The sequence below is a fragment of the Pseudomonas sp. FSL R10-2964 genome (assembly GCF_009600035.1).
GTDB lineage: Bacteria > Pseudomonadota > Gammaproteobacteria > Pseudomonadales > Pseudomonadaceae > Aquipseudomonas > Aquipseudomonas bubulae.
The window spans coordinates 1-18,614 of the sequence record NZ_WIWH01000059.1; the positions used below are offsets into that span (position 1 = coordinate 1).

The following is an 18,614-nucleotide window of genomic DNA, read 5'->3' on the forward strand; positions in this document are numbered from 1 at the left end:
CAATTCAACGGTGGGCTGGCGCCAGCTCGGGCCGAAGAAAAACTTAACGTCGTGTCCGGGATTAGTTGACCACTACACTACTGGAGCAGTTGTTAATTGTTGCTGCCGGTATTAAGGCAGTTATTGAGCCGGCTGTTGAAGATGCACCTGCCCCCGCCCCGGAACCGATTGACAATGTGAGCGCGGCCGTAGACGAAATCGTCACTACTGCCGAGGAAGAGCGTGAGTTCCGTCGCAATGGCGGTGGGTCGAACAAAGCGGTCATTGCTGCACTGGCCAAGCTGGAAAAACAGTTCACCACCTTGCAGAACACCACCACGGGTCGTCAGTTGCCTCGTAATCCTGGCCCCGTGACCACTACCAAAAAGCGGGTGTTCTGATATGGCCCAGCCACTTAGCGCCAAGGGCGCCAAGCAATACGCCGAGCTGCAGGAAGCGATCGCCGAAACTTACGGTGTCGAACGTGCCAGCAAGATGTTCAGCGTTGAGCCTTCGGTCGCTCAGGAACTGAACGACTCGATCACCGCCAAGGCGGACTTTCTGGAGCGCATCAACGTTGTTCCGGTCAGTGAGATCAAGGGCGAAAAGGTATTTATCGGTGTGAATGGCCCGGTGACTGGTCGCACTAACACCAAGACCACTGACCGTGTAGCCAAGGATGCTTCTGCGCTGGAGCACACGCTCTATGAACTGGCTGATACCCAGTCAGACGTGGGCTTGCCTTACGCCAAGATCGACGCCTGGGCGAAGTTCCCGGACTTTAAAGATCGCTATTCCGCTGCTGTGCAAAAGCGTATCGCCCAGGATCGTATCGTCATTGGTTTCCACGGTTTAAACGCGGCAGTCCAGACCGATCTGGCAGCCAATCCAAAGCTGCAGGATGTGAACAAAGGCTGGCTGCAGCAATTGCGCGAACAGGCGCCGCAGCAGGTGCTCAAGGAAGGCACGGTTGCCGGCAAGGTCACTTTGGGCGCGGGTGGTGATTACGCCAACCTGGACGCTTTGGTGCATGACACGAAGCAAGTGGTTGACGAGATCCTGCGTGAAGACGGTGACCTGGTGGCGATCATCGGCAGCGACTTGCTGGCCGCTGATAAGGCCAAGCTGTACACCAAACAGGGCGATACCCCTACCGAAAAAGAGCGCATCGAAAACGCTCAGGTCATTTCGACCTACGGTGGTTTGCCAGCGTTCAGCGTGCCGAACTTCCCGGTCAACGCCGTGCTGGTCACCAGTTGGGACAACCTGTCGATCTACTTCCAGGACTCCAGCTGGCGTAAGCAGACGGTCGACAATCCGAAGCGCTCCCGCGTCGAGGATTACAACAGCCGTAACGAAGGTTATGTGATCGAGCAGCTGGAAAAGATCGCACTGACCGAAAACGTGGAACTCGTAGCGTGAGCCTGGCACTGGCGCACAAGCGCCGCACCTTGGCATTGGGCAGTGCTGCAGTAGCGGCTGCAGCAGGCGCACCGGTGGCGTATACGCCTGCCGATGCCCTGGGCAGCCCCGCTAATGCCCGCAAGCACCTGATGCTGCAGGAAGCAGCCTTGGATCAAGACCTTGAGCGCCTGAGTGCGATCAAGGGCATGGCGGGGCGCCAGTTGCTCAAGCGTGACGAGTTGCTTCCCAAGTACCAGGACTATGTACGGCGTTATTGCGAGTCGGGCCTGAACTTCCAGAACCGCATTCTGGTGCAGGTGATGGTCTGGCTGTTCGACACGGCCGAGTTTGAAGACGGGTTGGAACTGGCTGACTTTGCGATCGAGCAGGGGCAGCAGATGCCTGAGCGCTTCAAGCGCCGCGACATTCAGACCTTTGTCGCTGACGCGGTGATCGATTGGGCCTTTGACGAGTACACAGCCCGGCGAAGCCCTGAGCCTTACCTGTCCAACATGCTGCCCCTGGTAGATGGCGAGTGGGAGCTGACGGAACAGATCCCGAGCAAGTACCACAAGTTGATCGGCATTCGCGCTATGGAGGCCGAGGAGTGGGAAACCGCGCTCAAGCATCTTGAACGCTCCACCGAGCTGTACCCGAAAGCCGGTAATGACACCCGCATCGTGAAGTGTCGCAAGGCACTGGCAAAACAACTGGCCCCAGCGGCCACCGAGTAACCGACTACCCCCCCCGGCGAGAAACTGTGGATGTGAGCCAGCCATTTATGGCCCTGACCCACTGAAACAGTTTTCCCGCCCCTATTCGAGCGGCCAGCGATGAGCTTTTCAGGTAACCCCTCCAGGTATTCGGAGCAGCAGATTGAGAATGACGGCTTTTGGCCCGACCTCTCTCTGTCTGAATTTCAGAAGGCCTATCGCCTTCCAGGGGAGTACTTGGTTGAGACGCTGGTCGTTGGCTTGGTTTCGGCGATGACCGAAGTCAACGCCGACCTGGCCAAGTGCAAAGGCAAATGGCAGATCGCGGGCGTCTCCAGCGTGAAATCTGCTGACCCTATGGTGCTGCCCGAGCGCACATTTCAAGCTGAGACGTACAAACGCGCCGTCTACTGCCGTGCCAAAGCCAGCCTGCTGACGGAATTTCCAACCATTACCCGCCGGGAAATCGCCGAGAACACCGGCAAGGAAGCCCCTGAGCGCTCCGAGACCTTTCTGGCATTTAGCCAGGCTGCCGTTCGTTCGCTGCAGGGCCGTGGTCGTATGACGGCGGCACTCCTGTGATCAAACTTATCGCCCTGACTCAGTACCTCAAAGATCGCCAGGTCGCGCCTGCTGAGCAGATCGACAGCTGGGCCGACAAGGTCACGCTCGAACTGATCTGGAAGCCTGATGTTGACGGTCTGCACATGGGCGATATGCGTTACACCGCAACGATCGTCATTGAGCGCTCTGCAGGTCACCCGGGGCGCCTGATGGCGTTGCTGGGGAGCTGGCTGGAAGTGAACGACAAGGAGCGCGACGAACTGCTGGCGCCGATTTTCGACGTGGCCATGTTGGATAACGATACAGCTGACGTCGACATAATCCTGGAATTTATCGAGCCGCAGTATCTGGCCGAGGATCCAGACGGTGAGATCGAGGCCTTCGGCAAGATCTGGGCATTTGTCCCGTTCGACCTGTGGGTTGCCGAGCACGGCGAGGTGGGCAGCCATGGCGGCTAATCCGCTCGACCTCGATGTCAGGGGCTTGCTCAGCGTAGAAGCCCAACTGGCCCTGCTTGAGCTGCCGCCCCAGTTGCGCCGCCGGCTGCTGAACAACGTCTCCAAGCGTGTGCGCTCGATGAGCCGCAAGCGCGTGCGTGAACAGCAGAACCTGGACGGCACCGCCTTTGCCGAGCGCAAGGGTTCGGCCAAGGGCAAAAAGAAGATGGAAGCGGGGTTGGCCAAGCTGCTGCAGGTCACCCGCGTCAGTTCCGATGAGGCCGAACTGGGCTGGAAAAACGCCCTGACCAATTGGGTTGCCTCCCAGCAGCACAACGGGGTCAGCGAGCGACGTACCGCTGCACAGATGCGCCGCTGGAACACCGTCCCGCCCGGTATCGCTTGCACGGTCAAGCAGGCCAAGCGCCTGCGCCAGTTGAGTTTTCGTGTCCGTGTGAAGGGCAAAAAGACCCTGAGCAAACCGTCTGTGGCGTGGATTCAAGAGCATGTGAACTACGCCAAGGCCGGGCTGCTGATCCGCATTTTGAACGATGAAAGAACTGAGACCACCGGCGCCCAGAGCTGGGGTATCACCTTGCCCAAACGCCAGTTCCTCGGCGTGAGCAGCGGCAACGAAACCAGCGAGCTGGTTAACCAGGTCTTTCAACAAATCCTTAATTCACCCCGCTAGCGAGGCACTGCATGGCACTCGGCAAAGTCAGCGTTAACAATCTCAATCTGGGCCAGGGTGCCGTGACTGAGATCGAACGCTATTTCCTTTTTATTGGTACCGGCGCCAAGAGCATCGGCCAACTGATCCCCTTGAACACTGACAGCGACCTGGACAGCGCGCTGGGTATTCCGCCCAGTGACCTGAAAACCCAGATCGCTGCCGCCATGCTCAATGGTGGCGATCGCTGGGCCTGCCTGGCGGCGCCGATCGCGGCGGAGGGTGACTGGACTGAAGCACTGGAAAACGCCCAGCAGCAGGGTTTTTCGGTCGAAGCGGTGGTGATCACTAAGCCGGTCACGGCTGCAGCGCAGCTTTCAGCCATGCATGACGCAGCTATCTCACTGAACAACGTCTATGGCCGCCGGGCTTTTGTGATGGCGGCGAGTGCCGGCATTACCGCGCTGCAGACCTGGGATCAGTACCTGGTCGAGCAACGGGCAATTACTACGGGCCTGGCCGCGCCGCGTGTCCTGGTCGTGCCGCAGTTGCACGGCAATGACCTAGGCGTGCTGGCCGGTCGCTTGGGCAATGCTGCCGTGAGCATTGCCGATAGCCCCATGCGCGTGGCGTCTGGTGCGCTGCTGGGCTTGGGCGCAGTGCCTGCCGACCTCGAAGGTGTGCCGCTGCCATCGGCGATCCGTGCCGAGCTGGACAAGGCGCGTTTCTCGGTCTCGCAGACCTACCCGGATTACCCGGGCGTGTTCTGGGGCGACGGCAACATGCTCGATGCGCCGGCGAGCGACTTCCAGGTGGTGGAGTACTTGCGCCTGGCTGACAAGGCAGCGCGCGAGGTACGCCCGCTGCTGATCCGTCGCGTCGGTGATCGCCGCCTTAACAACACACCCAACAGCATGGCCGCTGCAATCAGCGCCTTTATGAAGCCTCTGCGCCAGATGGCCAAGTCCGCCACGTTCGCCGGCCAGGTGTTCCCGGGCGAGATCGAGGCACCTAAGGACGGCGACATCGTGTTGGTGTGGCTCAGCAAAACCAAGGTTGAGATCTACATCAAGATCCGGCCACTCAATTGCCCGAAAGACCTGACGGCCAATATCGCCCTCGATCTTTCCACCGACGATTCGGAGTAACCCCCTATGTCACGTATTGGCGGCAAGAATTTCGACGTGAACCTGGGTGATCTGCAGGTTCACGTTGATAGCTGCACCCTCGATATCACCGACAGCACGGCGGTGGCACAGAGCAAGGGCGTGCCCAATGGCCATGTGGACGGTGACGTTTCGGCCAGCGGGGAAATGGAGTTCGACACATTCAACTTTAACCTGCTGATCGAGGCCGCACGCTCTGTCGGTAGCTTTCGCAAGCTTGAGCCGTTCGACACCGTATTTTTTGCCAAGGCGGGCGACGAAGAGCTGCGCGTGGAGGCGTTTGGCTGCAAGTTGCGGGTTTCCAGCCTGCTCAATGTCGACCCCAAAGGCGGCGAGAAATCCAAGCACAAGGTGCCGTTTGACGTCACCAGCCCGGACTTTATCCGCATCAACGGCGTGCCGTATCTGGATGCCTCCGAGATCGAGGGCTTGAGCTGATGGTATGCCCGTTCGATCGCGCCCAGGCGCTGGAGCAACGTCAGCGCGACCAGGCGATTGCCGCCCAGTTGGCCCAGCCGCGCCCGATCGGGCCAAGCCGTAGCGCATGCCTGGACTGTGACGGCGCAATCCCTGCAGCACGCCAGGCACTGGGCGGGATCCTGCGTTGCGTGCCATGCCAGACCATTTTTGAGAAAGGAGTTCTCCGATGAGCACGAATCAGGCCGCTCAGGACACTGCCATTGCATTTGCAAAGGTGGCTCCGGCCATCGGCGTGACTGCTACCGGCGCAACAGGGGCAGTCGATTGGCCGACCGTAGCCTACATGCTGACTGCACTCTTCACGTTGCTGCAGATTCTGTTGTTGGTGCCCAAATACCGCCAAATGCTGCGCGACTGGAAGGGCAAGTGATGAACCTGCGTAACAAGATCGCCATTGGCGCGCTAACAGGCGTGCTGGGCATGACCGGCGCACTGGTCACCTGGTTTGAGGGCCGCTCACTGGTGGCCTACCTCGACCCGGTGGGTATTCCGACTATCTGTGAAGGCGTCACTCAGGGCGTAAAGCTGGGCGATCGGGCCACACCGGCGCAGTGCGACCAGCTGCTGCAGCGTGAATTGGGTATCGCATTGACCGCGGTTGATCGCCAGGTTCGCGTGCCGCTGCCAGATACGCGCCGCGCTGCCCTGGGATCCTTTGTTTACAACGTCGGTGAGGGGCAGTTTTCCAGCTCGACACTGCTGCGCCTGCTGAATGCCGGTGACGCCCGGGGCGCTTGCGCCCAGCTATCGCGCTGGATCTATGCGGGCGGCAAACAACTGGCCGGGTTGGTCAATCGTCGCGCCGCCGAGCGTGAGTTGTGCGAGGAGGGTTTGTGATGCAGCTCGATGGCTTTCTCCTCGTGGTGCTGGGCCTGGTTGCGTGGGTCTACATCCACTTCCTCGAAGAGCAACGCGACACCGCACGCAGTGAGCGCGACAGCGCCTACTCCGAAGTTGTCGACCTGCGCGAAGCAGCCCGTATTAGCGGCGAAATGCTGGCCGACCGCGACGAAAACGACCGCACCCGAACCAAGGCTCTTAACCATGCACTTTCTGAAATCAATGACCTGCGCCGTGCTGTTGATGGTGGCGGTAAGCGGCTGCTCGTTAAAGCCACCTGCAGCACCCCAAAGCCCGACCAGACCGGCTCCGGCAGCGTGGTTGATGCAGGACCCGCCGAACTCGCAGCAGACGCTCGATCGGATTATTTCACCCTCCGAAATCAACTCGCCCTGAGTCACGAAATGATTCTGGGCCTGCAAGACCACGTTCGCAGGATCTGCCTGCGCTAACCGTTACCCCAACCCTTGAATGGATATACCCAATGACTGACCGCCGCGATATCACCCTGGAAGTAGGCGACAAGGAATTCACCTTCACCCTGACCCCGCAGGACGTGACCAAGTACTTCAACAGCCTGACCCAGAACAACAAGGTGGCCCCGGCCAATAACCTGCTGGTCAACACCGTCGACCAGCAGGAACGCGCCACGCTGAAGCCCCTGCTGAGCAACCCGGCGATGGTCCTGCAGTTGGCCGGTGCGCTGCTTGAAGAGTACGCGCCGGACGTTGAGATCATCGTAAAAAAGCACTCCAGCACGCTGAGCGCCTGAGCGAAGACGGATTGGGTCAGTTGATGGCCCTGACCACTCGCTGGCTGCCCGGAGCTGAGCCCTCGATCGAGAACATGGGCACGGCCAAGTGGTTGGAAGACGAACACTGGAAACGCATGGAAATCGCGGTGGCCAACGGCATCGCCTATGCACTGAACGGATAACGACACATGGCAGATCGCAGCGCCCGCCTGGCCTTTATCTTGAGCCTGACCGACAAGATCACCGCGCCGCTTGGCCGGGTGAAAACCAGCTTTTCGGACTTGGCAGAGCAGGGCCAAAACAACATCAAAACCATCGGCCTTGGGCTGGGTGGTTTGGTGGGCGCGGGTGTGGCGATTAAACAGTCCCTGGAGCCGGCGCTGGAGATGAACCGCGCCCTGGGCGAAGTTCGCTCCCTGGGCGTGGCCGAGGACGCGCTGGATGCGCTCAACCGCAAGTCGCTGGAATTCTCGGTGGCCTACGGTGAGAACTCCCGGGATTTTGTGGCCTCGGCGTACAGCATTGAGGGCGCTATCAAGGGCTTGAGCGGCAGCCAGCTGGCGACCTTTACCAACACCAGCAACCTGTTGGCCAAGGCCACCCGAACTGACGCCGACACCATGGGCGCCTATGTGGGCACCATGTACAACCTGTTCAAAGACCAGGCCGATGCCATGGGCAAAAGCCAGTGGGTCGAGATGATGGGCGGGCAAACCGCTCTGGCGGTGCAGTTGTTCCGCACCGACGGCGCCCAGCTCAAGGATGCTTTCAAAGAGTTCGGCGCCATTGCCACCACTGCAGGTGTCGATATCGCCGAGCAGTTCGCGGTGATTGGCTCGCTCAGCAGCACCATGGAAGGTGGCGATGCCGGCGGCATGTACAAGGCCCTGTTTGAAAACATCGGCGCCGCCTCGGACAAGCTGGGGATCAAGTTCACAGATCAGAACGGCAAGCTGATGCCGATGCTCGACATCCTGGACAAGCTGCAGGGCAAGTTTGGCGGCCTGACCACTGCTGCCAGTGGCACTGCGTTGACGGAGGCCTTTGGTGGCGAGGGCGCGCGGGTAATTGGCGCACTGGCCAAGGACACCGGACGGCTGCGCAATGGCCTGGACCAGTTGGGCAAAGTCCGGGGTCTGGAGAGCGCGCAGAAGATGGCCCAGGCCATGGTCGATCCGTGGCAGCAGTTCGGCGCCACTGTGCAGGCGCTGCGTATTGCCTTCGGCCAGGCCTTGATTCCGATACTGGGGCCGCTGATGGCCAAGCTGACCGGCGTGGCGCAGACCCTCACACGCTGGTCGCAGCTTTTCCCCAACATCACCCGGGTGATCAGCATCGCTTCGCTGACCGTCCTTGGCATCACGGCGGCTATGTCCGCGCTGACGCTGGTGGTGGGCCTGAGCAAGATGGTCTGGCTGGGCATGATCACCGTCTGGAAAGTCTTGACCTGGACGGGATTCAAGAGCATTGCGATGTTCCTGGTCCACCTGGTTGTCGCGGCCAATTTCATCCTGACCATGGTGGCCATGGTCGCGTGGTTTGGCATCGTTCGCGGCGCCATGCTGTTGTGGCAGGGCGCGATCTGGCTGGTCAACACCGCGCTGCTGGCCAACCCCATCACCTGGGTGGTGGTCGGGGTTGTCGCGCTGATCGCGGCGGTGGTGGCTGCCGTTTACTACTGGGATGAATGGACCTCGGCACTGCTCAACAGCGAGGCGTTCAAGTGGGTCTGCGACCAGCTCAGCGCGTTGTCGGACTGGTTTAACTCCATGGGAGGTTGGTCGGGCATGGCGAAAGCCGCCTGGGACGGCATCGCCAACGTCTTTAACCAGGCCATCAACGGCCTGATTGAGATGATGAACAAGATCCCGGGCGTGAATATCGAAACCCGCTTTGGCGATCTGCCCCAAGTGCCCGGCGCCGAAGCGGCCATAAGGGCGGCCGACACCGCCAGTTCGGCGCAGAAAGCCCAGCAGACCATCAACTCGGCCATTCCCAGCCTTTCACCGTCGCGGCCTTCGGCGGTGCCCCGGGGCGGCTTGCTAACCAGCATTCAGAACACCAGCAGTCAGGACAAGGCCATGCGTGTGGAGAAGGTCGAGATCCACACGGCCAAGCCCATGAGCCCGCTGGAGATGGAAAACATGATGGCCATGGCGGTGGGCGGATGAGCCTCTATATCGATCTTTTGATCACCCATAACGACCTGACCCTGGATCCCTCAAACCAGCCCTTGCTGGTGGACGATCGGAGCAGCATCGCCCAGGACATCGGCCACATGATCCGCGAAAGCGGGTTGCTGGTGACCCTGGTGGCCGAGCGCGATCGCTTCCGCCGAGCCGACTGCATTCAGCAACTTGAGCTGTTGGTGGAGGCTGATGTGCGCCTGGTACCGGGCACTGTGCAAATCCTTGAAGAGGGCAAGGGCAGGTACCTGTTGGTGGCCAAAACCGTTGAATTTGGATCTGTTGAGGTAACGCTGTGAGTGATGTGGATTTTAAAAAGGCGCTGAGTGACGCCGGGATACCGACCACAGAGGCCAAGCTGCGGGCGGCCTGGGAGCTGGAAGTGGTCGCCCAGGGCAGCAAGTTGAGCAATACCAGTGCCTGGTCACCGTTCTGGCGGGTGATCACCGCACTGGTGACCAAGCCCGTGATGTGGCTGATCGACTTTATCGCCGGCACCGTGTTGCCGAATTTTTTCGTCAAGACTGCCAACGGTGCCTGGCTGGATATGTTGGCCTGGGCGGTCAACGTCACCCGCAAGCCTGCGACCAAGGCCGAGGGCTTGCTGCTGTTCACCCGCAGCGCCCTGGCCGGTTTGCTGGAAGTGCCCGCCGGTACACGCGTGCAGTCGATTGCGATCAACGGCAACGTGTACGAACTGGTGACTGTGGCAGCGGCCAGCTTTGCCGATGGCGAGTCACAGATTCGCGTACTGGCCCGCGCCAAGCAGGCGGGCAGCGGTTTTAACCTGGCCCCGGGTTACTTTTCGATTTTGCCGGAGCCGGTGCCCGGGGTGGTGCAGGTGGTGAACGCTGATGGTTGGCTGAGCCAACCCGGTGCCGACACCGAGCCCGACGACGAGTTGCGCTTGCGCACCCGCAATCAGTTCTCGGCGGTCAACCAGTGGCACACCGATGCAGTCTATCGCGCCATGATCTCGGTCTTCCCGGGCGTGCAGCCGGATGGCGTTTACTTTGAGCACAACGCGCCCCGGGGCCCCGGCAGTGCCAACGCCTTTGTGCTGTTTGAAGCCGACTCGCCGGCGGACACCTTTCTGGCCGAGATCAACAGCTATATCCGTGACCAGGGCAACCATGGCCATGGTGATGACCTGCTGGTACTGGAGATGCCCGCCACGCTGCACACCGTGCGGATAACCGTCTGGCCAAAGGCCGAAGTCGGCGCCGAACGCTGGCCAGCGCTGAAATCTGATATCGAGCTGTTTATCCGTGCGGCTTTCCGCGAGAGCACGGCCAGCGACTACCAGCCAACGCTGACCCATCCGCAGTCGCGCTTTTCTTTCAGTCGCCTGGGCGAGGAACTGCACCAACAATTCTCCGGTATTGAGTCGCTGCACTTCGATGACGCCGACATCTTGTCAGAGCTGACCATCCCACGCCTGTCCGGGGTTGAGGTGGAGCTGAATGCTTAAGTTGAGCCTGCCTTTTTGGCTTGACGGCCCGGAGCTGGCCAAGCTCAAAGCCGCCGCGCAAGCCTGGTGGGGCAAGGCCGAGAACTGGCTGAACTGGCCGCTCCTGCAGATGGACGCCGAAACCTGCCACTTGAGCGTCCTCGATCTGCTGGCCTGGCAGCGTGACATTCAGCGCTTCCACGGTGAGCCGGAAAAGCTGTACCGCCGACGGGTGAAATTCGCCTTTATCAATGCCGTGGACGCTGGCAGCACGTCCGGCATGGTCCGCATCTTTGAACGCCTGGGCGTGGGCTATGTAGAGATCCAGGAGCGCTTGCCGGGTTTGGATTGGGACGTGGTGCTGCTGCACTTGTCCGACACGCAACTGAGCGAAAACCCGGTATTGCTGCGTGTGCTGATGCAGCAATACGGCCGCACCTGTCGCCGGTACGACTTTGTGACCATCACTCCGGTGAAATTGAATATTGGCGTGGCCGACTTTAACGATGATCAGCAGACCCTGATAGCCACGCTGGACGACAGCGCAAGCCGCCTGGTCGTGATCAACGAGCTCGCAATCCTCACCTTTTTGAACCCACTTTAGGAGCCCCCATGGGAGCTAGCATTACCCTTGCCGGCGAGAGTCTGATTGCCCAAAAGCAGGGTGCCGGGGAGACGCTCGACATTGCGCGCTTCGTTCTGGCCCTTGTTCCAGGCCTGGATCCTAACGCTCCGGTTGATCGCGCCGCTGGCAAGCCGCCTGCAGCCCAAATTGTTTACATCAAGGCCTACGACCGCAAAGGCTACGTCAGCCCCAATCAGGTGATTTACAGCCTGATGGTGGGCTCTGACGTGGGTGACTGGGACTTTAACTGGATCGGCCTGGAAGCCGCTGAGGGCGTGCTGCTGGCTGTGGCCACCGTGCCGGTGCAGCAGAAGCGCAAAAATATCCCGCCGCTGCAGATCGGTAACAACGTCACCCGCAACTTTCTGGTGGAGTTTAACGGCGCCCAGGCGCTGACCGGCGTTACGGTCGATGCCAGTACCTGGCAGCACGACTTTACGGTGCGCTTGAACGGTATCGATCTGCGCGAGCGTTTGAGCAACCGTGACGTGTTTGGCCGGGTCTGTTTCCTGGCTGACAGCCTGCAGATGGAGCGCAGCTTCGGGTTGTACCAGGTCAAAGCGGGTATTGCTTATGTGGAGGGTATCCGCGTCCAGTTGGACCAGCCCGTCCAGGCGCAATTCCCGGCGCTGCCGGCCAAAGCCTGGCTGGACGTCGCACTAGCCCGGGAAGGCAACGAAACTGTTGCCACTTGGAAAGTGGTCTTTGGTGAAGCCCTGGTGGACTACGTGGACAGCAACGGTACCGCCCATTACCTGGTGGAACTGGCCAGCGTCAAAGTAGCGGGGGATATCACCGATCTGCGCGCCGTCGAGCCGATCACCGGCGCCCTGGTCAAACAGTATGCGTTGCGCAATGGCGACTATCTGCACCTGCGTGCTCGGGGCACCCAGAAAGAAGATGTTGGCCTCAGTGAACTGCCCAACGCCAAAAGCGACGATCCGACCACCGACAGCAGCGAGATCCTGGCCACCACCAAGGCGCTCAACTCCCTGCGTAAAAGCATCGCGGACTCAGAAGTCGGCCGCATCGGTACGTTTGCCATGGCCACGCCACCACCAGGCTGGTTTAGGGCCAATGGTGCAGCGGTCTCGCGCACGGTCTACGCCGCGCTGTTCGCCAAGATCGGCATCACCTACGGCGCCGGGGATGGCGTCAGCACTTTCAACTTGCCTGATCCTCGGGGCAAGTTTGTCCGTATCTGGGATGGCGGCAAGGGCATAGATGTTGGTCGGGGTCTGGGCAGTGATCAGGGGCAATCCATTCAAACCCACGGTCACGAGGCAACGACTGGCGCCGCCGGAGCGCACACGCCCACCGCGACCATGGATGAAGACGGTGAGCACACTCACCTAATCGACAAATCCCCTGGCAGTAACAACACCCCGGGCCCTTATCTCAGCCCGGCCAACGCTGCCGGCAGTAAGGCAACCAGCGACGCCGCCGGCAAGCACCGACACAAAATCGCCGTCAATCCGGTACCCGACCACGCTCACCCGGTCACGGTGAACCCCACCGGCGGCGCCGAGACGCGGCCAGCCAACATCGCCTTCCTTGCCTGCATCAAGTACTGAGACCGCCATGGACACCAAAGTCGTTTATCAAACCGATCACCTGGGCATCTACACCGGCAAGACCGTGGCCGATCGTTCGCCGCTGGAACCTGATGTGTGGCTGATCCCGGGCGGTTGCGTGGAAGTGGCGCCGCCGCCGGTACCGGCCAAAAAGGCCGCGCTGTGGAATGGCCGCAAATGGCAGTTGGTCGACTCCTATCAGGGGCTGACGGTTTACAACACCGCAACCCGTGCGCCGATGGTGATCGAGCACGCCGGTGCGCTGCCGGTTGGCTACACCCTGGAAGTGCCGGCCCCAGGCCAGATTTGGGGTAAGGGCCATTGGGTCGATGACATACCGACTGTGCTTGAGCTGCGCTACACGGTGCAACTGGCGGCGGTCAACAAAGCCTGCCTGCAGGAGATTACCGGCGGATTCTGGTCGGCGGCGTTGGGTGATCGTTTTTTCTACGAATCCCAAATCGAAGACCAGTTGAACCTGACCGGTTTGATCCTGCGCGGCCTTGGCGGCGGCTACGTCTGCCGTGATGGTTCTGGGGTAACTGACTTTCAGGATCACACCAGCGATCAGTTGCTGCAGGTGGGCAATGAATTCACCAGCTTCAAGCTGCAGCGCCTGCGCAAGGCCAATGAACTCAAGCAAGCCTTGGCAGCGGCGCGGGCAGCTGCGGATCTGGACGCCCTCAACGCTGTGTCGTGGGAGTCCGCGCCGGTATGAATTGGGTACCCATCACCCTGCGCTGGCCGGAGCAGTCCACCCAGTGGCTGAGCAACCTCGATGTTGCCAAGGGCTTGGCCAGCAGCGAGCTGGCCAGCACCGGGCAACGTCTTGAAGGTCTGGCTGATTTGGCCACGACTTCACCGGGGCCGGTCGGCGCCGCTGCAGAAGCCGCCGTCGCCGCTGGTCGTGCCGGTCTGGCCGATGCCATGGGCGAAGTACCGGCCTGCCTGGTGGTTACGCCGTTTCAAAGTGGAGTGGGGCAGGGGCGCGGCTATCAGCGCTACCTGTCGGCTCCCAACTTGCTGCAGCAACTGGGCGAGAAGCTGGAAGACAGCGGCGACGACAGCCGCCCGGCGGGCTCGCAATACGCCCTGGTGGTGATGTTCCTGGGCACTCGCTACGACAAGTTCGCCGCGACCTTGGCCCGGTTCAATGCCGTGCTGCCTATGCCCGACCTGCAGCGCGCCGAACGTCGGGCGAAAAACCTGTTCGCGCTCGATGCTGAAAAGTGGGAGCTGCCCACCGCCGGCACACTGCCGCGCTGGGGAGCGTTGCCGCTGGAACGTTGCACTATGACCAAGGCCGCCACCCAGGCCCTGAACAGCCAGCTGTCGGCACTGGAGAGCTACGCCGACAGCTCGCCCATGGCTGACCTGGCCAAGATGGTCACCCGCAAAGCCAGCCAGGCGCAGGCGCAAAAACTGGCCGACCTTAAATCGATGTTCGCCGGCACCGCCGCTGACGACAGCATGCGCGCGCGGCTGATTGGCCCGGGCAATGCCGCCGAGTTGCGCCGGCAACTGCTGCAGGGCGATGCACCTGGTCATGAGTGGGGATTGTCTGCTGGGGTGCTGCTGGTCGGCTCTCTGAAAGGACTGAGCTTTGTCCGCGAGCTGGTGGGCCTATGACCTTATTGCTTGATGGCGAACAGGTGCGCGGCAAAAACATCAAGGTTACGGCCAACCTGCGGATCGAAAGCGACGATCTGTCCGGCCAGACCAGCAACACCGACTCCGCACACAAAGGGTTCAAGCCCAAGACCCTGGCGGTCACGCTGCAGATTCCGTTTGTCGACAGCGCATTTTTGCGCAACTTGATGCGCCTGGCGGAAGCGACCGGCAGCGGTGGCCAACTCAAAACTTACCGGGTGGTCAACGACACCGCGTCCGCGTTTGGCGTGCGCCAGGTGGAGTTCACTGACGGCGTCAGCGCCCGCGAAGACGACACGCTACGCGCCTGGCTGGTGCAGTTCACCCTGTCGGAAAAGCTCTCCAACCCCGAGCGGGTCGAGACACGCCGCGCAGGCCAGAGCGTGACCCAGCAAGGCGCCCCGGGGCAATCCGTGACGGGACCAGGTACTGGCGAAAACGGCGAGCCAGGGCAGGAACTGACCGGCTTCGAGTCCACCCTTAAAAAACTGGATAACTACCTGGGCGGTGTCTTGTGAGCATGAAACTGCACAAGGTGCTGACCATCGGCGGGGTGGTGTATTCCCTAGTCAGCGATGACGTTCGCCTTGAACTGCGCACCCCGGGCAGGGCCACGCTGACCATTCAGGCAGCGGCACCAGTTAAAGGGCTGGTGACGCTCGATATCGGCTACAACGACAAGCCGCTGCAGCGCCACTTTATTGGCTACGTCGAGCGCTGCACCTCGTCCAACGCAATCGAGCAGGTGCTGTTCTGCCGTGAGCTGGCCGCGATCCTGGCCAACCCGTTGCCGCTCAACCTGCGTCATGCCGATCTGAGCACGGTACTGGCCGAGATCAACCAGAAAACCGGGCTGAGCTTTCGCGTTCCGGACAAGGCTTACGCCAAGGTCAAAGCCCCGTTTTTTTACAACCTGGCCGCTGGCTACCAGGCCATGGACAGCTTGCCTCGGGTTTTCGGCATCCCTGACTTTATGTGGCAGCAGCAGGGCGACGGCGAAGTGTTTGTGGGCAGTTGGGCCGACAGCTTTTTTGGAGCTCGATCGCCGCTGCAACTGCCGGTCGAGCTGTTCAGCGACTACCAGAACAACCAGAGCGCAATGATCGCGGCCCTTCCCGGGTTGCGACCAGGTGCATCCATTAACCAAGGCGAGCGCATCACCCAGGTGACGCTCACCGGCAACCAAATGGCGATCCGATGGAAGACGCAATCCGCCGCAGTGTAGAGCGGCAATTCCCCGAACTCACCGGCGGTTATCACTTGCCGCGCTTTGCCCGGGTCGTTGGTGTGGCTGATGCCCCGGCCGGTGCCGGCATCTGCGATGACTTCCGCCCGCGCTTTGCGGTGGACGTCGCAATACTGATGGAAGACGGCGAGCCTGACCCGGCATTGCCTGTGCTGGCCGGGGTGCCGCTGCCAATGCCCATGGGCGGTGACGAGATGGGCTTTTTCGCCTTCCCGGAAGAGGGCACCCAGGTGGTCGTGTGTTTCGCCTACGGCCTGCCGAACAAACCGTACATCCAAACGATTTTGCCGCACGGCCTGAGCCTGCCGAAAGTGCCCAAGGGCGACCAGGTGTGGCAGCACAGTGAAGCCGCGCAGCAACGCGTCGACGTGGACGGCAACTGGCTGCGCCAGACCGAAGGCCGGATCCGTGACAAGTCGATCGAGCGGGATGTTGAAAGCCTGACTAATACCGAACGCCACCAGAGCAGCACGGTGGATGTTGACGACCATTCGACTGAGTCAGTCGGGGGGATCAAAACGATCGAAGCGATCGGCGCGCTCAAGCTGTTATCGGGTGGTTCGGCGAGCCTAGCCGCACTGGACGACTTGCACCTGGCCAGCGGTCGCGACCTCAACCAGGTCGTGGCTAAAAAACTCAACCTGAGCGTGGGCGGCGAGCTACTGGAACGGATCATGGGCGCCCGAAAAAGTGTGGCTCCCACCAACTGGATCGGTTCTGAGAACGTGAACGTGCTGCAGGTGCTGTGTGACGTGATCGATCTGTTGATCCAGATGAATACCGATATTGCTGGCCACCAGCACGCATCGAGCCCAGTCCCCACTAGCGCGGCGCAGTTCACCGCTCATGCCGGTACCGGCGCACAACTTTCTGGGCAGTTGAAGCCCATTACCGGAGCCTAATTTGGAACTCAAGAATTTCTTTGCCCAGGACGAAGCGGGGAACATCCTCAGCGCGGCAACCTGCTATCTGTATGAGCGAGGTACTGAGAGCCTGGTAGAGGTTCTGCAAGGCGCTAATGGCTTGGCGTTGGACAATCCTTTTGTGTCCGATCAACAAGGCCTGGTTCAGTTTGCCGCACCCAATGGGATTTATGACCTGCGGGTAGTAAAGGGCACTCGGGATTATCGGCTTCGCATGCAATGTAATGATGTGACAGAGATCTCGGATGAGGTTGAGAGCGCTGTCAGGACGCTTGAGATGTCGATGGCCAACCCCATAGACCCTAACAAAGGGACGGGGATGATTGGGTTTAACAATGGCACCCCAGGGGCTGTTGGGCGGACCTTGCACAACAAGCTAGCAGGCGAGCACGTTAGCATCGTTGACTTTGGGGCCATCCCTGGCGGCGCAGTAGGGGTGAACTCGTCGCGCAATGCCCTGGCTATCATGCGCGCAATACAACATGTGTACGCCAAAGGTGGCGGCTCCGTCCTGGTGCCTGCAACCGCAGAAAAATTCAGGACCAACTACCCGCCATTCGTGATGGATCGAGTTGAATTTTATGGAGAGGGCCCAGGCTCGGGCATTATTTTCGAAGATCCCGTGTTTTCAAAAGGACGAGGCGGAATCGTGATTGGCTCCAGCCTTGAGGCTAACCGGAGTAAGGCGCTGGCTGCGTATGACGCCGGAACCTTCCCCGGTGTGCCCATTGTAAACCCGTCCTATGCCAACCTCCCATTTGGCACATTCCTGCGCGATAATCCTTCGAAGGTCGAAACGCGCGATGCCTGCGTGCACGACCTGTACCTGGTTGCCGAGTTCAGCAGTCCAACTGGATGGGGCGGGTACGGTATCAACTTTGTAAATGCCTGGAACTGCCACGCCTGGAACATATGGGGCGAAGGCTGGACCCAACTAATCGGAATGGGGTCAGACGTCGCCCCGGAAACACCTTCTAACCATATGTGCACGGCCCGCGACTACCACGTTATCCGTCCTGACCCATACCGCGCGTATTACGCGCTTGGATTTATGGCTAACTCTACAAACTGCTTTATGGTTAATCAGTATCAACACGCACCATGTACTGAAACGTGGGAAAGTATTGGTAAAGAAGGTAACGGCATCGCGGCAAACATGTGCGAAAACAGCGGTATTTTCGGAGTGCATATTCCGAATCTCGGGCGTGTTGTTGGTGGGTCAAGCGCCGGCGTGTACATCGCAGACTGCAAGGATTTTGACGTAGACCGTGTGTCCGTAGGTAATGCGCAGCGTGCGGTTCAGACATTCTTCTTCAGATCGGCTGGAGATCCGGATAGACCTGTTCGTGTCGGGCCATCTATCGTAGGGAAAAATTGTGAGTCTGTCCTCTCATTAGGATCAAAATACGTACATGCTGCGGGCTTCCAAAATATAGGGTCTTCAGCAGACTTAAACCTTTACAACTCTAACGTGACGGGTTGTGTAGTGAAAGGGCCTGTTAAAACCATAACTTATGGCTCTGGTTGGGCTGACTATCAGTTTTTAGACAATAACTCGATTCAAGGGTGGGAGCGTAAGACGGTTGTATTGCGGCCTATCGATATTTTGATGAACGATAAATCCGATCTGGCGAGTTGGGATCTTAATAAGTCTGTGATGGCGAAGCTTGGAGTCAGTCTTAAGTTTCTCTGGAAAATTCCGTCCCATTTCAATGCGGTGCGTCACTTTAGGATGCACATCACATATGCAAACAATGCCTCCGCACAAGGGACAAACGTTATAATGCAGATCCGCCGGATGTCCGGTTTTAACGGCAACGTCGGCGAAGCCGCGATTATCGAGCAAACGCTATCCGACACGGCGACGAATACCACGACCCTAGGCTCTGTACGTAAAGTATTGTCGCAAGCACCGCATAGCGCAGGCCAATGAGACCATCGCCGCAAAACTTG

At 60.0% G+C, this 18,614-nt stretch carries 25 protein-coding genes; all 25 read left to right on the forward strand.

Annotated features, from left to right (window positions below):
* Positions 1-65: 65 nt before the first annotated feature.
* Positions 66-380, forward strand: coding sequence for a hypothetical protein (locus tag GHN92_RS22550; protein ID WP_306108749.1), 315 nt, complete (start codon positions 66-68; stop codon positions 378-380).
* Between the two features lies 1 nt (position 381).
* Positions 382-1,401 carry a phage major capsid protein, P2 family gene (locus GHN92_RS22555; RefSeq protein ID WP_153381196.1) on the forward strand — a complete coding sequence of 340 codons (1,020 nt, stop codon included), beginning with the start codon at positions 382-384 and terminating at the stop codon, positions 1,399-1,401.
* Complete coding sequence (gene gpM / locus GHN92_RS22560; protein ID WP_178102679.1) at positions 1,398-2,117, forward strand: phage terminase small subunit; 720 nt, start codon at positions 1,398-1,400, stop codon at positions 2,115-2,117. Before GHN92_RS22555 ends, gpM begins: the two co-directional genes overlap by 4 nt.
* Positions 2,118-2,216: 99 nt before the next feature.
* A complete protein-coding gene (locus tag GHN92_RS22565; protein WP_153381198.1) occupies positions 2,217-2,678 on the forward strand; it encodes a head completion/stabilization protein in 462 nt (153 codons plus the stop codon).
* Positions 2,675-3,118, forward strand: a complete 444-nt coding sequence (locus GHN92_RS22570; RefSeq protein WP_178102680.1) for a phage tail protein — start codon at positions 2,675-2,677, stop codon at positions 3,116-3,118. Before GHN92_RS22565 ends, GHN92_RS22570 begins: the two co-directional genes overlap by 4 nt.
* The gene (locus tag GHN92_RS22575; protein ID WP_153381200.1) at positions 3,108-3,788 is read left to right on the forward strand and encodes a virion morphogenesis protein; all 681 of its coding nucleotides are present in this window, start codon (positions 3,108-3,110) and stop codon (positions 3,786-3,788) included. The genes GHN92_RS22570 and GHN92_RS22575 overlap by 11 nt, the downstream gene beginning before the upstream one ends.
* An 11-nt stretch (positions 3,789-3,799) precedes the next feature.
* The gene (locus GHN92_RS22580) at positions 3,800-4,915 is read left to right on the forward strand and encodes a DUF2586 domain-containing protein (protein ID WP_153381202.1); all 1,116 of its coding nucleotides are present in this window, start codon (positions 3,800-3,802) and stop codon (positions 4,913-4,915) included.
* 6 nt (positions 4,916-4,921) lie between these two features.
* Positions 4,922-5,371 (forward strand): phage protein, encoded by a 450-nt coding sequence (locus GHN92_RS22585; RefSeq protein ID WP_153381204.1) that lies wholly within the window; start codon positions 4,922-4,924, stop codon positions 5,369-5,371.
* A complete protein-coding gene (locus GHN92_RS22590) occupies positions 5,371-5,583 on the forward strand; it encodes a TraR/DksA family transcriptional regulator (protein WP_153381206.1) in 213 nt (70 codons plus the stop codon). The genes GHN92_RS22585 and GHN92_RS22590 overlap by 1 nt, the downstream gene beginning before the upstream one ends.
* Positions 5,580-5,783, forward strand: coding sequence for a hypothetical protein (locus GHN92_RS22595; protein ID WP_153381208.1), 204 nt, complete (start codon positions 5,580-5,582; stop codon positions 5,781-5,783). The genes GHN92_RS22590 and GHN92_RS22595 overlap by 4 nt, the downstream gene beginning before the upstream one ends.
* Positions 5,783-6,250, forward strand: coding sequence for a lysozyme (locus GHN92_RS22600; protein ID WP_153381210.1), 468 nt, complete (start codon positions 5,783-5,785; stop codon positions 6,248-6,250). Before GHN92_RS22595 ends, GHN92_RS22600 begins: the two co-directional genes overlap by 1 nt.
* Positions 6,250-6,705 carry a lysis protein gene (locus GHN92_RS22605; RefSeq protein WP_153381238.1) on the forward strand — a complete coding sequence of 152 codons (456 nt, stop codon included), beginning with the start codon at positions 6,250-6,252 and terminating at the stop codon, positions 6,703-6,705. The genes GHN92_RS22600 and GHN92_RS22605 overlap by 1 nt, the downstream gene beginning before the upstream one ends.
* A 32-nt stretch (positions 6,706-6,737) precedes the next feature.
* Positions 6,738-7,025, forward strand: coding sequence for a putative phage tail assembly chaperone (locus tag GHN92_RS22610; protein ID WP_153381212.1), 288 nt, complete (start codon positions 6,738-6,740; stop codon positions 7,023-7,025).
* Positions 7,026-7,048: 23 nt separating this feature from the next.
* Complete coding sequence (locus GHN92_RS23930; RefSeq protein ID WP_178102681.1) at positions 7,049-7,189, forward strand: hypothetical protein; 141 nt, start codon at positions 7,049-7,051, stop codon at positions 7,187-7,189.
* A 6-nt stretch (positions 7,190-7,195) separates the two neighbouring features.
* On the forward strand, positions 7,196-9,178 hold the full coding sequence (locus tag GHN92_RS22615; protein ID WP_153381214.1) for a phage tail tape measure protein: 1,983 nt from the start codon (positions 7,196-7,198) through the stop codon (positions 9,176-9,178).
* Positions 9,175-9,492, forward strand: coding sequence for a DUF2590 family protein (locus GHN92_RS22620; RefSeq protein WP_153381216.1), 318 nt, complete (start codon positions 9,175-9,177; stop codon positions 9,490-9,492). The genes GHN92_RS22615 and GHN92_RS22620 overlap by 4 nt, the downstream gene beginning before the upstream one ends.
* Positions 9,489-10,664, forward strand: a complete 1,176-nt coding sequence (locus GHN92_RS22625) for a baseplate J/gp47 family protein (protein ID WP_178102682.1) — start codon at positions 9,489-9,491, stop codon at positions 10,662-10,664. Before GHN92_RS22620 ends, GHN92_RS22625 begins: the two co-directional genes overlap by 4 nt.
* A complete protein-coding gene (locus tag GHN92_RS22630) occupies positions 10,657-11,247 on the forward strand; it encodes a phage tail protein (RefSeq protein ID WP_153381218.1) in 591 nt (196 codons plus the stop codon). Before GHN92_RS22625 ends, GHN92_RS22630 begins: the two co-directional genes overlap by 8 nt.
* A gap of 8 nt (positions 11,248-11,255) precedes the next feature.
* On the forward strand, positions 11,256-12,842 hold the full coding sequence (locus GHN92_RS22635) for a phage tail protein (RefSeq protein ID WP_153381220.1): 1,587 nt from the start codon (positions 11,256-11,258) through the stop codon (positions 12,840-12,842).
* A gap of 7 nt (positions 12,843-12,849) precedes the next feature.
* Positions 12,850-13,560: a phage tail protein gene (locus GHN92_RS22640; RefSeq protein WP_153381222.1), complete on the forward strand. Its 711-nt coding sequence runs from the start codon at positions 12,850-12,852 to the stop codon at positions 13,558-13,560.
* Entirely contained in the window at positions 13,557-14,471 is a 915-nt protein-coding gene (locus tag GHN92_RS22645; RefSeq protein WP_153381224.1) for a hypothetical protein, read from the forward strand. Before GHN92_RS22640 ends, GHN92_RS22645 begins: the two co-directional genes overlap by 4 nt.
* Entirely contained in the window at positions 14,468-15,010 is a 543-nt protein-coding gene (locus GHN92_RS22650; RefSeq protein WP_153381226.1) for a DNA-binding protein, read from the forward strand. Before GHN92_RS22645 ends, GHN92_RS22650 begins: the two co-directional genes overlap by 4 nt.
* Positions 15,007-15,717, forward strand: coding sequence for a hypothetical protein (locus tag GHN92_RS22655; protein WP_178102683.1), 711 nt, complete (start codon positions 15,007-15,009; stop codon positions 15,715-15,717). The genes GHN92_RS22650 and GHN92_RS22655 overlap by 4 nt, the downstream gene beginning before the upstream one ends.
* Entirely contained in the window at positions 15,690-16,640 is a 951-nt protein-coding gene (locus GHN92_RS22660; RefSeq protein ID WP_153381230.1) for a phage baseplate assembly protein V, read from the forward strand. The genes GHN92_RS22655 and GHN92_RS22660 overlap by 28 nt, the downstream gene beginning before the upstream one ends.
* A 1-nt stretch (position 16,641) precedes the next feature.
* A complete protein-coding gene (locus GHN92_RS22665) occupies positions 16,642-18,594 on the forward strand; it encodes a hypothetical protein (protein WP_153381232.1) in 1,953 nt (650 codons plus the stop codon).
* The last annotated feature ends 20 nt before the right edge of the window (positions 18,595-18,614 follow it).